Genomic DNA, 13,546 nt, shown 5'->3' with positions numbered 1-13,546 from the left:
CGAACCCTGGCCGAAACCGGCCACAAGACATTGGATGATCGACGTTATGTGTTTCAGGTTTGCCCGATCGGCCGCCCTTGCGGTCGCATTGTTTCTCGTTTGTCTGCCGGCCATGGCCCAGGATGCCGCGGGCGTCATCGAACGCCAGAAGGGCGAGGCCACGCGCAGCCTTGCGGGATCGACCGTGCCGCTGTCTCTGGGCACCAAGGTGTTCGCCGGCGATGTCCTGAAAACCGGCCCGGAGGCCCGACTTTTGGTGCGCTTCGCCGACGGCTCGTCACTGACCTTGGGCGAAAAGGCCGAGGTTTTCGTGGATGAAATGGTGTTCGACCCGGCCGCGGCGGGCGCCGGCGCGGGCCGCCAGGCGCTGATCATGGTGGTCGGCGTGTTTCGCTATACCTCCGGCAAAATCGGCAAGACCAGCCCCTCGCAAGTCGCCTTCGGCACGCCCACCGCCACCATCGGCATTCGCGGCACGGACTTCGTCGGTGGCGAGTTGACCGTCGGCATGCCGGCGGGACAACCCCATTACGGCTTCCAGATCCAGGAAGGCGCCATCGAGGTCATCACGCCGCAGGGCAGCGTCACCCTGGACGATCCCGGCGAAGGCACCTTCCTGCCGCTGGCCGGCGGGCGCGCGCCGACGCCCGTGCGCCAGTGGACGGCGGAAGAAGCCGCCGAAGCCCAGGCCGCCATCGCGTTCTAGTTCCGAACACCTGAATTGCAGCCAGGGGAAGGGCGGCTTCGGCCGCCCTTTCCTATCCGGCGCGGCGCAGCTTGGTCGGATTAACACCGAACTGTCGGTGAAAGGCCCGGGACAGGGCCTCCGAACTGGCATAGCCGTAGCGCCGGGCGACAGCCTGAACGCGGGCCCCCCGGTCCATGTCCTGGCGCGCCAGCGTCATCCGCCAACGGCGCAGATAGCTTTGCGGGGCTTCGCCGACAACCGCGCGAAACGTATCGGCGAAACGCGACAACGACATGCCCGCGACCGCCGCCAGATCAGCATTCGACCACGCCCGGCCCGGATTTTCGTGCAGGGCCGATATGGCGCGTGACAGGCGCGTATCGGCAAGTCCCGCCAATACGCCCGGCTCGGCCGCCCCCTGTTCGATCTGCTGACGCATCAGGCGGATCACCAGAACCTCGGCCAGACGTTCCAGAACCTTGTCGGACCCACAGCGCCGCGCCCCGGCCTCGGCCAGGAACACATCCAGAAGCGCCCGCGTCTCCACATCACGGATCGGCAGAGAGACGATCGCCGGCAAGGCCGCCATCAAAGGATTGGCCGCCCCACCCCAATCGATCGAACAGGCGGCGACCGGCATCTCATTAGGCCCGGCGTCGGGAACGCCGCCCCGGGTGCGGATTTCGACACGCCCCGGCACACCCGTTTCCGGGTCGCCGAACACGGCCATATTGCCCTCGCCCAAAGGCACCCGCAGAACCCGCAGGTCAAAACGGGAGATCAGAGCGGACAGTCGATCATATCGGTCGGCCATGGGAATTCAGGGGGTTTTGATCAATTAATATGGAGTTTTTTGATTATAACGACTGGTAAGGTCGTCGTCATCGAAAACCGGCCGCCCCATGAGGCGGCACGGAGGCTCAATTCCAAAGGAGAAACCCGCCCCATGCTCATGCCACGCCAGAAGACCCCAGACCTTTCCGTCGAATTGGTGACCGGCGGCACGTTCGACCTTGCCTCGGAAACGTCCGAACGGGGGACGGTCATCTGTTTCTACCGGGGCCTGCATTGCCCGATCTGCGCCAATTACATGACGGAACTGGAAAAGCTCGCGCCGGATTTCGCCAAGCGCGGCGTCGGCACCATCGCGATCTCCAGCGACGACGCGGAACGCGGCAAGGCCATGGCCGAAAAGATCGCCGCCAAGAACCTGCGCGTCGGCTACGGCCTGTCCCTGGCCAAGGCGCGGGAATGGGGGCTGTTCATCTCGACCTCGCGGGGGAAGACCTCCATCGGCATCGAAGAGCCGGCCCTGTTTTCCGAACCCGGCCTGTTCATGGTCTCGCCGGATCAGACGCTCTACTACTCCTCGGTCCAGACCATGCCGTTCGTTCGTCCGCACTTCTCCGAACTGCTGGCGGCACTGGACTTCGCCATCGAGAAAAACTACCCGGCACGCGGCGAGTACACCGGCACGGTGTGACGCGTCGGCGCTCAAGCCCGTTTCATGCGCCCAAGTTCATCGGGGGCAAGTTCATCGGGGGGTGAACGCAGGAGCGGCCCGGATTCCATCAAGGGATCCGGGCCGTTTTTCCATGCGGGAAAATCAGTTGATGGCGCTGAGCGGGTCTTTTTCCAGACGCTCGCGGTACGCCGTGAGGAAGGACTTGAAGTTCTGCGCCACGGCGACCCGCTCCTTGACGCTTTCCGGCGCGATCAGCCCCAGGGCCGGGCGTGCCGCAATCAGGTCGAAAGCCTTCGCCATTTCGGTCTTGGCCATGGCGGCGCCGAAGCTGTCGCGGATACGGGCCAGACCGCGTTCGTTGCCGCTGAGCGTCATCGCCGTCGCCAGATTAAGCATGTAGCGCGCCTGCTTGCGGTTGAGCTTTTCACCGCGGCGCGCGCCGCTTGCCGTCACGACACGCTGCAAGACCTGGGCGGCGTCATTCCAATTACCCATGGTCCAGTAGATTTCCGAACGCAGCAGATTCCCGTCCATTGACTCGTCAGGTTCCAACAGGGCAAGCCCGTCGGCATAACGCTTCTGCCCCATCAAGGCCTGGACGAGCAGATGATTGCGCTGTTGCGCAAGGTCGGCGTTCAGGCCGTCCGCGGTGGTCGCCCGAATCACCCGTTCGGCATCCACGTACTTGCGCGCCAGAAGATGAATCAGACCAAGGCGCGCGCCGACGCGCGCCCGGTCGGCGCCTTGCAGACGGAACTTGATCTGGCCTTCCAGAAGGGCAGCCGCCTGATCCAGAAGATCGACCCCGACAAGCCGGTCGGCGAGCTTTTGAATCATGGTGTCGCCGCGCGAGCCGGCGGGAGTCAGTTCCTTGAATTCCTCGTATATGGCGATCGCCGTAACCGGCTTCAGGGTGTCGGCCTTGTCCTCCAGATAAAGGGCATTAAAGGTATCCGACATTTCCTTGGTCACGGCCTTGGCATCCGGGTGATCGCGGAAATGAGTCGCCGCCTGACGCAGGGTCTGCAACGCCTCGCGGTATTTGTCCTGTTCCAGGTAAAGCGCACCCAGTCGACGCAGAAGATCGAATTCCCGATTGTCGCCGCGCCAGGCGAAGCGCTGTTTTTCAAGCTCTTCGGTGGCCTCGCGCTTGGTCATGCGATCGAGACGCAACAGAAGTTCGACGCGCGACCGCGCCGCGCGGAAGCGGGCCAGCCGGTCGGGGCTGTCCATGACGTCTTCCCACAGCGAAACGGCGCCGTCGAAGTCGCCTTCCAGTTCCGCCAAACGCCCTTGCACGAACTTGATTTGGGCTTCCTGGCTTGGGCTGGGGCTGTCCGCCAGCAGCGTGGAAATCAGCGTTTCCGCCGTGCGCACGTCGCCGATCTCGACCACCGCCTCGGCGACAATGGTCGATAGCCGAAACCGCAACGCGCGCGGATAGGGCCGGGCGATGGAGCCGGACCGGCGCAGCTCGATGGAGGCCCCGTTCAGGTCGCCGCGCGCGGCCTGAATGATCGCGCGCCAAAATTCACCTTCGTCGCTGCCGTTAAGCGCCGCGTTATACAGATCCTTCTCCGCCTCGGGCAGGCGGCCCAACAAAAATTGGGCGCCGCCGTGCAACAACAGCCATTCCCGGTCCTGGGCCAGCGACGGTTGCACCTCCAGGGCATGGGCCAAAACACCCAAGGCTTCCGCCCCATAGGCGTTGGCGAAATAGAACCGGGCCAGATTCATGCGCGCCTCCCGCTGCCCGGCCTTGGGGGCCACGGCAAGGGCCTGTTCCAGGATCGCGCGAGTCTGCAAAATCGCGGCGTCGTTCGGCGTATCCCATTTCTCGAGATCCAGGATACGCACCAGGGGCCGCATGGCCGACATGCGGGCGCTTGCCGCCATTTCCTGGGACACCGGCGAGAACTTGAGCGGGAACGTGGGCGCCGCACTGGCGATTTCCACGCCCTGACGCAACGAGCGCACGCGCACGTCGTCGATGCGCGGGGTCACCACCACACCCTGGATGGAGGGCAGAATTTCGAATTGAGGGTAGGCATAGGTCCCGGCCACACCATGGCCGAGCGGAATGCCCGGCACGACCAGCATGTTGTCGGCGACGATGGGATCGGTCAGCGGGATCACCTTGCCCGGTTCCGGCAGCGGCATGAAGATGCGGGCGCCGATGGGGGAATCCGGCTGAGCCTGGACTTCCAACGGGATCTTGGGCGTCGCTTCCTGGGCCCGGAAATCGATCAGCCAAGCCAGCCCGGCCCGGCGCATGGACGGATTGATGTCCTTGGGCGTGGTCATGCGCAGAACGGTGGCCTGGGGAATGTAGACCTGCTGCAGCGTTGATATGACGGCGCCGCCGGCTTCCTGCAAGGCGGGAACGTTGACGTTGGTGCGCTTGTCGAACACCAGCCACAGGAACCCGTTGCGCCGGAACGCCGCGGCGGCGACGGGCTCTGCCCAGTCGAAGCGCAGGGTCACCGTGCCCTCGTCACCCTTGGCCACGGACAATTGCGCGCTCGGCGCCGGTCCGGGTGCCGGGGCCTGAGCCGCGGCACCGCCGGCGGCCTGCCCCGAAGCCTGGGCGGTCGCCGTACGCGGCGGTTGCGCGGGCGCGGCGGCGGCAGTTGCCGTGGCTTGGGCAGGCGGGGTCAAAAGCAGCGGCTGACCGGCGGGCGCGGCCTTTTGCGCGGACCTCTGAGGAAGCTGCTGCGCGGTGCGGGTCGCCGTGCCCGCCGCGGCGGGGGCGGTCTTGGTCGCGGCAGTGGAGGCCGGTGGTTTCTGGATGGGCGGCTGGGGCAGGGCCTGGGCGGCGACGGCGGGCTTGGCCGGTGCGGCGGCGACCGGCGGGACGGTCTCCGTCGCCGGGGCGGCGGGTTTGGCCTCAGCAGCCTGGGCGGCGGCCGGGGTCTTCCCGCCGCCGGGCACGCTGACCTGGGCCGGGAGGGCGGCCGGGTCCTGCCACGGCGCGGGTTCGCGAACGTCCAGGGCGATCTTGTTCCCGGCATAGAAGTCGCGCACGGTGGAGCGCGGCGGCACGGCGATCACCGAAACCGTGCGCCCGCCCTCGGTGGCGGAGCGGATGCCGCCAACGAACAGCGGCGGGTTACGGTTGAGGTCGGCGTCGTCGATCCGCGCCGCCGCCTCGAAAATCACGGTAACAAGGCCGCCGTCCTTGGTGATCTTATAGGGGACCTTGACGGGCCAATCGAACACGACCCGGGTAAAGGTGGCATGCGCACCGGCGCGCACGTTGACCTGCACCGGGGCCTGGGCCTCGGCATTCATCAAAGGCATCAGACACAGGCCCCAGGCCAGGGCCAGGACCGTGAAGACGGTGCAAAGGCTTCGGCGAACGGTCATCGCAGTCCCCCGGACGTCGGGAATACGACGATGTCGACGCGCCGCCCCATAAGCTGGCGCTGGGCCGGCGGCATGGGCGGCAGCTGGTCATAACGGCTGTCCGAATATCCGAAGGCGACGATGGGGTCCGCGTAGCCGGCGGCGCGCAGTTGGTTGGCCACGGCGGCGGCGCGGGCGGTCGACAGTTCCCAGTTGGAGGCATAATCGCCGCCGGCCACCGGCGACGGATCGGAATGGCCGTTCACGCCCAATTGGTTGGCGACGGTGCTGAGCGCCCCGCCCAAGCGGAACAAGGCGGCGCGCGCGCGGTCCGTCATGACCGCACGTCCCGCCTCAAACAGCAAATCCCCAGGCAAGGCCAGGACCAATCTGTCCTCCAACCGCATGAACTGCGTTTGCTTAAGCAGTTCATCGCTCTCAATCTTTTCCCGCAGCACGGATGTTAGATAATCCAGGTTAATGGCGCGTTTACGAAACACCGTTGCGATGTTGTGCGTGGCGGTCGAGGAAATGGGCGTTTTCACCTGTTCCGGGGCCAGGCTTTGCGACAGGGAATCGATCACGTTGTCCCAGCGGTCCAGCTTGACGTTGGACATGGAGAACAGCATGACGAAGAAGGTCAGCATCAGCGACACCAGATCCGTGAACGTCAGCAGCCACATTTGCGACGCCTTGTGGTCGCGTTCCAGGTCCCGTTCGGAGCGTCTTGGCAACAGCATCTCTGTCCCCTACTCCCCGCCGTCGTCGCCGTCGAGGCGCAGCCGGGTTTCCGCTTCGCGGCGGATGTAGAACCACATTGTGACATCATTGGGGTCGCCCGGCTCAATCCCGATGGCGATGGAATCCGGCGGCAGGCCGCGCTGCGCCATTTCCCGCGCGAAAGCCCCTGCCCGCGCCAGTTCCAGGGTCTGTGACTGAGGCAGGCCGCCATCGGCGCGGACACGCGATCCGATGATGAATTCCAGATCGAAGCGCAGGCCCGGCGGGCGCCCGCTGGCGGCGGCGGCGATGCGGTCGAGAAGTTCGAACTGCGACGGCAGAATGCCCGCCGCGTCCTCGGCAAACAGGGTGTTGGCGGGAATCTGGACCTGCATCAGGCGACCGGGGTGGACGACCTTGACCTGGGCCACCTGCAAGGCGGCGGCGAAGATGTCGGTGACGGTTTCCTGGTATTGCTGTCCGGCGATCAGGTCCCCTTCCTTGGACTTGAAACGTGTCGGGTCCGTGGACGGCGGCACGATCGAGGTGAAGGTCGAGGTCAGGCTGTCCATCACCGACTTGGTCTTGACCTCTTCCAGGGTGGAAATGGTCACCAACAGGATGAAAAACGCCAGAACCAGAAGGAACAGCGACAGGAACAGCGCGGGCGTATTGGGCCCGCGCGCGGTATCCGGTATCGGCGGAAGGAAATCACGTTCAGCCATGCCGGGATTCTAGCAGAAATCTGGTAAAGACGGCCTTACCAAAACCCCGGTAAATGCCGGGGAAAGGGATCAGTCGAAACTGTTCAGAAGGGCGTCGATATCGTCCTGCGACATCGCCGCCTCTTTCTTCTGCGGGCCGTGCAGAAGATCCTCGTCGGTTATCTGCGATTCCTCGGCCGGGGCCTCTTCGACCTTCGGATTGGCCGCCTTGTACTTGGCGATCTCGTCGCCGAACGCGTTGAGCAGCGCATCGACCTTTTCCTCGATGTGCTGCAGGGCGCCGACCACCTTGGTGATGCGCTGGCCGGTGATGTCCTGAAACCCGCAAGCTTCGTAGATCTTGGTGGTCGCGTCCATCAGACGCTCGGAATTCTTGCCCTTGAGTTTGGACATCACCTCCTCGATCTCGCCGACGGCATCCATGATCGAGTTGGTCGCTTCCGCCGTCGCTTCGACGATGGCGTCAAGTTCATCGGCGGCCTTGGGAAGGAATTCATCCTTCACCTCGTCCGGACGCAGAGCGGCGATGTCGGATTTGGCTTCGGAAATGAAGCGCGACAGGCTTTCCAGTTCCTCGTAGAGCCTGACATCGACGGCGGACAGGTCTCCTTGCATGGTGGTGAGGATCGCCTCCACCACTTCCGCAATCTCTTCGACCTTGACCGAGCCGCCAGGTTCCCTTCCAAGTTCCTGAAGACGTGTGGCCAACTCGGGATCGACCGAGTCTGTTGCCATAACGGTCTCCTTAGAACTCGCCAAGGACGCTGATCAGCTTGCCTTTAAGCGTTTCGGCGTTGAACGGCTTGACGATGTAGTTGGAAACACCGGCTTCCTTGGCCGCGATCACGTTTTCAGACTTGCTTTCCGCCGTGATCATGACGAACGGGATGTGCTTCAACTTTTCATCCGCACGGACTTCGCGCAGCAGTTGAATCCCGGTCATGGGCTCCATGTTCCAGTCGGAGATGATCAAGCCGAACGACTTCGCCCGAAGCTTCTTGAGCGCTTCCGATCCGTCGGATGCTTCATCAATGTTCTTGAAATTCAACTGGCGCAACAGGTTGCGCAGAATCCTGAGCATGGTCTGGTAATCATCCACGATCAGGACGTTCATATTCAGGTCGACAGCCATCTTTTACTCCGTGCTTTGCGCATGGGAATTTATGATTATAGCCCCAGTAACCGGCAGTTTATTCATGGCTGGGGGTAGAGCAAGCCTTTTTAAGGCACTAGGCCCGTTGTCAGTGGGCGGAAACGGCTTACTGCCCCTGGTCCAGACCCTCGCGCGGCAGCGACCGGAGGTCGCGCAACTGCACCGTCACCTCACGGGCCTTCTCCGGATTCATCTTGGCCATCACGGGGGCCAGCTTGCGTTCCTTCATGCGCTGGGCGACTTCCAGCAGGGTATCCATCTCAAGATCCTCGAAAATCCGCGCCGCCTCCTTGGGCTTCATGTTCTCGTAGATCTTGACGAGGCTTTCCATTTTCTTTTCCTGCTGCTCGTCGAACACCTTGATGCGGCCGTCGATTTCCGATTGCAGGTTCTTCAATTCGGCGATCTTGCGGTCGATGCGGGCTTCGGCGGCGGCGAGCATGCCCTGACGGACTTGAAGTTCCTGTTCACGGGCCTCGATCTCGCGCCGGCGGTCGGCCAGGTTTTGCAGCAGGTCGATTTCCTGCGGCGTCAGCAGCGTCGGGTCGTCGGTAATCAGCTTGGAGGCGGTCGGATCACCCGGCGGCGGAGCCGCGGCGGCGTTCGGATCGCCCGCCCCCGGCACGGCGGCCTGTTCAGCGGCGGCGGGCGTCGCACCAGGCTGAGCCGCAGCCGGGTCCGCGGCCGGCGGCGTTTCCGTCTGGGCTTCCGCCGCGCCCGCGACCTGGATGGCATCCTTCTTCAGACCGTCCACGCTGTTCCAGATGTCGCCGATTTTCACGGTCAACAGCATCGACGCCACGAAGATCGTCACTGGTAAAAAGCGGAATTTGCTAAAGGGGTTCATTCAAGCGTCCGTCGGGTCCATGTCCGCCCCGCGCAAACCGGGGCCTTTCAGGATGGCAATTCAGTGCCCGGCCTTAGTTGGCCGAGCGGATGGCTTTCAACAAGGCGCGTTCCGCTTCCGAGCGGGGCGTGGTTTTCTTGCCGCCGACTGACGGCGCGGGGTCTCGGGCATCGGTATTCCGCGCACCGCGCGCCGCCGCGACCTTGGGTGCCGGACGCTGCTGACGGGCCGACTCGACGACCTCGAGCGGGTCCGCCGTCTCGGCATCACCACCGCCCACGTATTCGTCCCGGGCAATACGCACGTTTTCTTCCAGGCGATCGGCGGCGATGGTCCCGCGATCGACCAGGAATACCAGATCATCCCGCAGGCTTTCCGCCTTGGCCAACTGATCCTGCAGCGCGTCCGAGGCGATGCGCAGGTCGCCGATGCTGGCCGTCGCGCGGGTCGTCGCGTCGTTGAAGGTGGCGGCCAGCTTTTCCATCTGCTCGCGGTTGCCGCGGAAGCGGGTCAGCCGCCGGTTCAGGATCACCGAATACCAGATCATGACCACCAGCAGGAGGGCCAGAATGATTTCAAGCGTCAAGGAAAAGGAAAAGGTCACGGTCTTGTCTCTCCATCCCCTGGGTAACGGTCCGTTGCAAACGGGGGAACCGGGGTTGTTCGCTGCGGCCAGTCTATGCCCGAGGTTCTGAACGAAATGCTAACCGCGGGCGTAAAAATTCGCGCTCAGGACGTCTTGGGCGCGCGATCGATACGGTCTTCGATGCGCACCGCGATGCGCCCCCCCTTGCGGCCCATGCGGCCGATATAAAGGGGCACGTTGCCGCAGGACAGCATGACGGGGCTGTCCGGCGTCGCGTTCAGCATCATCTGCGAGCCTTCCTTGAGGTCGAACACCTTCTGCAGGCTGACGACCTGCTGGTCGATGACCGCCTCCAGATCGACCTCGGTCATCCACAATTCTTCCGCCAGGTGGGTTTCCCAGATCGAATCCCGGCCGAATTTTTCGCCCATGAACATCTGCAGCAGCAGTTCGCGGACCGGCTCCAGGGTGGCGTAGGGCAGCAGCAGTTCCAGGCGCCCGCCGCGGTCTTCCATGTCGATGCGCAGGCGCGTCACGATGGCGGCGTTCGACGGTCGGGAAATCGTCGCGAAGCGCGGGTTGGTTTCCAGACGGTCGAAGCGGAAGGTCACGGGGCTGAGCGGCTCGAACGCGGCCGACAGGTCGGTCAGCATGACGTGGATCATGCGTTCGACCAGGGAACGTTCGATGGTCGTGTAGGGGCGGCCTTCGATGCGCATCGCGGCGGTGCCGCGGCGCCCCCCCAAAAGCACGTCGACAATGGAATAGATCAGCGAGGAATCGACCGTGATCAGGCCGAAGTTGTCCCATTCCTCGGCCTTGAACACGCTGAGCATGGCCGGCAGGGGGATGGAGTTCAGGTAATCGCCGAAGCGGATGGAGGCGATGTTGTCGAGGGAGACTTCGACGTTGTCCGAGGTGAAGTTACGAAGGCTGGTCGACATCAGACGCACGAGACGGTCGAACACGACCTCGAGCATCGGCAGACGTTCGTAGGACACCAGGGCCGACGACAGAATGGCCTGGATGCCCGACTTTTCGGTGCCTTCCTCGTGACTGTCGTCAAATCCCAGGAGGCTGTCGATTTCGTCCTGGTTAAGAACGCGGGTGGCTTCGGGCGCGGCCATGCCGACATCGGTCGAGGCACCGTCGCCGTCGCCGCCCATCATGGCTTCCCATTCGGCGGCCAGCTCGTCCTGCTCGTCGCCGCCGCCGCCGCCACCGCCGTCGCCGCCCATTGCGGCTTCCCATTCGGCCGCCATTGCGTCTTGATCGTCAGCCGGGCTCGTCATCCGTCACATCCCCTGCGTACCATAAGTCTACTGAACCAGCATTTCCTTGAACAGGACGTCCTTGACCTGGGCCGGCGCCGTCGCCGCCCGGACCCGGCGCAGAAGCTCCTCGCGCAGGCGGTACATGCCGGCGGAACCCTGCAAGTCCTCGATCCTGAGTTCACGCAGATAGACCTGGAAATTGTCCATCACGCGATCCTTCACGGCATCGATGATCAGTTTGTCCTGTTCACTCGCCACTTCGAGCGACACCTTCATCTTCAAAAACTGGGATTTTCGGCCGGCCGTGTTCAGGTTGACCAGAACCTCCGGCAGATCGTGGAACAGACCGATACCCTCCGGCGCCTCGCCCGAGGCGACCGCGGAGGAACTGTCCTTGCCCGTGATCATTGAAATCAGGGGCTCAAGCAAGCCCGTGAAGAACGCCGCCGCGGCCCCCCCCACGACAAGCAGCAGCACCGCAACGATGATGATGAGCTTCTTCTTGCTCTTGGAGGCACCGTCGGAAGCGCCCTCTTCGCCGTCGGCGTCTTCGTCAGCGCCGCCGACCTCTTCGTTTTCCAGATCGTCGTCGTCAGCCATATCCGGGGCAACCGTTTCCTAGCGTCCTGATCCCAAGTCTTGGCACTTTAAAATCAGGTCGTTAACAAGTCGTTGAAGCGGGAATAAGGCGCTGCGCCCGGCGCGCCCGGCCCGGGCACCCGCCCGAGCACCCGCATGCGGCCCCCGATCCTGATGGTATCAAAGTCCCGCCACCGCCAGCAACGGCCGGCTCTAGGCAAGAAATACCCGGCAAAGGCTGCCAAAGGCATCCGGATTTTCCCAGTCATCAGACCCTAAAAATATCATTATCTATTTGAAATAATTGAATTTTTAAACTTGGCACGGCGGCTGCAACAGGTTTGGCGGAAATACGTGAACTGCCTTCCGGATGAAGGTCCCGCTAAAGGGGCCACACCGGAAGAGAACGAATAGAACGGGAAAAATCAGATGGAAACCACAGCGGTCATTGCCGCTTCGCGCCAAGGCGCGCTCAAACGGCAGCTCGAGGTTGTCGCCAACAATTTGGCGAACATGAGCACCAACGGCTACAAATCCAGCCAGATGATGTTCGTTGAGCATATCGTCAAAAGCAAAGGCGGCGAACGGCTCATCAGCCCCAAACTCACCTTTGCACGCGATCTGGCGACCCGGCTCGACACCACGGACGGCGCCATCGAAACCACGGGCAACCAGCTCGACATGGCGATCCGCAACGAAGGCTTCTTCGTGGTCCGCGACCCGCAAGGCAACGAACTGTACACGCGAAATGGCCAGTTTCGACTGGATACGGGCGGTCAGATCGTCAACCAGCAGGGCTATCCGCTGCTGTCGACCGGCGGCCAGCCGATGACCCTCGGCCCCAACGACGCCGAAATCAATATCGGCCGCGACGGAACCATTTCGACGGAGAACGGCCAGCTTGGCAAGGTCAGGATCGTGCGCTTCGAAAACCCGCAGGATCTGGTGCAGACGTCGGGAGCCTTGTTCTCCTCGGAGACGCCGGCCATCGACATCGCCAGCCCGGACGTGATCCAGGGCGCCCTGGAAGGTTCCAACGTGGAGCCCATCCTGGAGATGGCCAAAATGATCGAACTGCACCGCAGTTATGAAAGCGCGAAGTCCTTCATCGAACGCGAGGACGAACGCCAGAAGGAAATGATCAGAAGCCTGGCGCGCGACGCTTAAACCGGCGCCGCCACGGGAACGGATCGATCGGGCGAAGACCCGGAAAGACCACCACCGGCCGAACGCCGGAACAGCAAAACGTGCGGCTGAAGCGCCGCGTCGACGACACGACAGAACGCACAACGCAACACGCCGGAATCGCAACCGGCAAGCGAAAGGACGGGAAAAATGAGATCACTTGATATCGGCTCGACGGGCATGATTGCCCAACAGCGAAACGTCGAGGTCATCTCCAACAACCTCGCCAACATGAACACCACGGCCTTCAAACGCCGGCGCACGGAATTCCAGGACCTGATTTACCAGGATCTGCGCCGCGTCGGATCGACCTCGGCCGACAATGGCGCCATCGTGCCCACGGGCGTGCAGCTCGGTCTCGGCGTGAAATTGGCCGCCGTCTACCGTATCCACGAACAGGGCAACCTGTCGTCCACCGACAACACGTTCGACATGGCCATTCAGGGCAAGGGCTTCTTCCAGGTCCAGTTGCCCACGGGCGAAACCGCCTATACCCGTGACGGCACGTTCCAACTTAACGAGAACGGCCAAATCGTGACCCATGACGGGTATCTCCTGAACCCGCCGATCACGGTGCAGGATGACGCCATCGACGTGACCATCAACGCGTCGGGCGAAGTTCTGGTGAAGATCGAAGGCCAGGTGCAATTCTCCAACGCCGGCCAGATCCAGACCGTGAATTTCCAGAACGAACCCGGTTTGGAAGCCATCGGCAACAACCTCTACAAGGAAACCCCGGCCTCCGGCAGCGCGACCACCGGCAACCCCGGAACGGAAGGCTACGGCACCATTCTGCAGGGCTTCCTGGAAACCTCGAACGTGAACGCGGTGGAAGAGATCTCCAACCTGATCTCCGCCCAGCGCGCCTACGAAATGAACTCCAAGGTCATCCAGACCTCGGATGAAATGCTGGGAACGCTGACTTCGCTCCGCTAACCGGCGCGCCCGTTGAGTAAAGCCAGAACGGCTTCGTAAGTCC

14 protein-coding genes are annotated in these 13,546 nt (G+C 63.1%); 4 read left to right on the top strand and 10 right to left on the bottom strand.

Annotated elements, in window-relative coordinates; translation table 11 throughout:
• The first annotated feature begins 34 nt into the window (after positions 1-34).
• Positions 35-706: a FecR domain-containing protein gene (locus RJ527_13300; protein ID WND75016.1), complete on the top strand. Its 672-nt coding sequence runs from the start codon at positions 35-37 to the stop codon at positions 704-706.
• Between the two features lie 52 nt (positions 707-758).
• Here RJ527_13300 and RJ527_13295 read toward each other — a convergent pair whose 3' ends face one another.
• The gene (locus tag RJ527_13295; protein WND75015.1) at positions 759-1,502 is read right to left on the bottom strand and encodes an AraC family transcriptional regulator; all 744 of its coding nucleotides are present in this window, start codon (positions 1,500-1,502) and stop codon (positions 759-761) included.
• Between the two features lie 132 nt (positions 1,503-1,634).
• On the opposite strand from RJ527_13295, the gene RJ527_13290 reads away from it, so the two are divergent.
• Positions 1,635-2,171 carry a peroxiredoxin-like family protein gene (locus RJ527_13290; protein WND75014.1) on the top strand — a complete coding sequence of 179 codons (537 nt, stop codon included), beginning with the start codon at positions 1,635-1,637 and terminating at the stop codon, positions 2,169-2,171.
• Positions 2,172-2,294: 123 nt separating this feature from the next.
• On the opposite strand, the gene RJ527_13285 is transcribed toward RJ527_13290, so the two are convergent.
• The 9 genes from RJ527_13285 to RJ527_13245 form a co-directional block, all read right to left on the bottom strand.
• On the bottom strand, positions 2,295-5,519 hold the full coding sequence (locus RJ527_13285) for a tetratricopeptide repeat protein (protein WND75013.1): 3,225 nt from the start codon (positions 5,517-5,519) through the stop codon (positions 2,295-2,297).
• A complete protein-coding gene (locus tag RJ527_13280; protein ID WND75012.1) occupies positions 5,516-6,238 on the bottom strand; it encodes a flagellar motor protein MotB in 723 nt (240 codons plus the stop codon). The genes RJ527_13285 and RJ527_13280 overlap by 4 nt, the downstream gene beginning before the upstream one ends.
• A gap of 9 nt (positions 6,239-6,247) precedes the next feature.
• The gene (locus RJ527_13275; GenBank protein WND75011.1) at positions 6,248-6,943 is read right to left on the bottom strand and encodes a hypothetical protein; all 696 of its coding nucleotides are present in this window, start codon (positions 6,941-6,943) and stop codon (positions 6,248-6,250) included.
• A 69-nt stretch (positions 6,944-7,012) separates the two neighbouring features.
• Entirely contained in the window at positions 7,013-7,678 is a 666-nt protein-coding gene (locus RJ527_13270; protein WND75010.1) for a protein phosphatase CheZ, read from the bottom strand.
• 10 nt (positions 7,679-7,688) lie between these two features.
• Positions 7,689-8,075 carry a response regulator gene (locus RJ527_13265; protein WND75009.1) on the bottom strand — a complete coding sequence of 129 codons (387 nt, stop codon included), beginning with the start codon at positions 8,073-8,075 and terminating at the stop codon, positions 7,689-7,691.
• Between the two features lie 127 nt (positions 8,076-8,202).
• Positions 8,203-8,943 (bottom strand): hypothetical protein, encoded by a 741-nt coding sequence (locus RJ527_13260; protein WND75008.1) that lies wholly within the window; start codon positions 8,941-8,943, stop codon positions 8,203-8,205.
• A 73-nt stretch (positions 8,944-9,016) separates the two neighbouring features.
• A complete protein-coding gene (locus RJ527_13255) occupies positions 9,017-9,547 on the bottom strand; it encodes a DUF6468 domain-containing protein (protein WND75007.1) in 531 nt (176 codons plus the stop codon).
• Positions 9,548-9,672: 125 nt separating this feature from the next.
• A complete protein-coding gene (gene fliM, locus RJ527_13250) occupies positions 9,673-10,821 on the bottom strand; it encodes a flagellar motor switch protein FliM (protein ID WND75006.1) in 1,149 nt (382 codons plus the stop codon).
• Between the two features lie 27 nt (positions 10,822-10,848).
• On the bottom strand, positions 10,849-11,403 hold the full coding sequence (locus tag RJ527_13245; GenBank protein WND75005.1) for a flagellar basal body-associated FliL family protein: 555 nt from the start codon (positions 11,401-11,403) through the stop codon (positions 10,849-10,851).
• A 408-nt stretch (positions 11,404-11,811) separates the two neighbouring features.
• Here RJ527_13245 and flgF point away from each other — a divergent pair, with 408 nt between their 5' ends.
• Positions 11,812-12,549 (top strand): flagellar basal-body rod protein FlgF, encoded by a 738-nt coding sequence (gene flgF, locus RJ527_13240; protein WND75004.1) that lies wholly within the window; start codon positions 11,812-11,814, stop codon positions 12,547-12,549.
• A 168-nt stretch (positions 12,550-12,717) separates the two neighbouring features.
• Complete coding sequence (gene flgG / locus RJ527_13235; GenBank protein ID WND75003.1) at positions 12,718-13,503, top strand: flagellar basal-body rod protein FlgG; 786 nt, start codon at positions 12,718-12,720, stop codon at positions 13,501-13,503.
• The last annotated feature ends 43 nt before the right edge of the window (positions 13,504-13,546 follow it).

The organism is Thalassospiraceae bacterium LMO-SO8 (assembly GCA_031655335.1).
GTDB lineage: Bacteria > Pseudomonadota > Alphaproteobacteria > Rhodospirillales > Casp-alpha2 > UBA1479.
The sequence above is the reverse complement of the archived record's forward strand: the minus strand, read 5'-3'. Positions and strand labels throughout refer to the sequence as shown.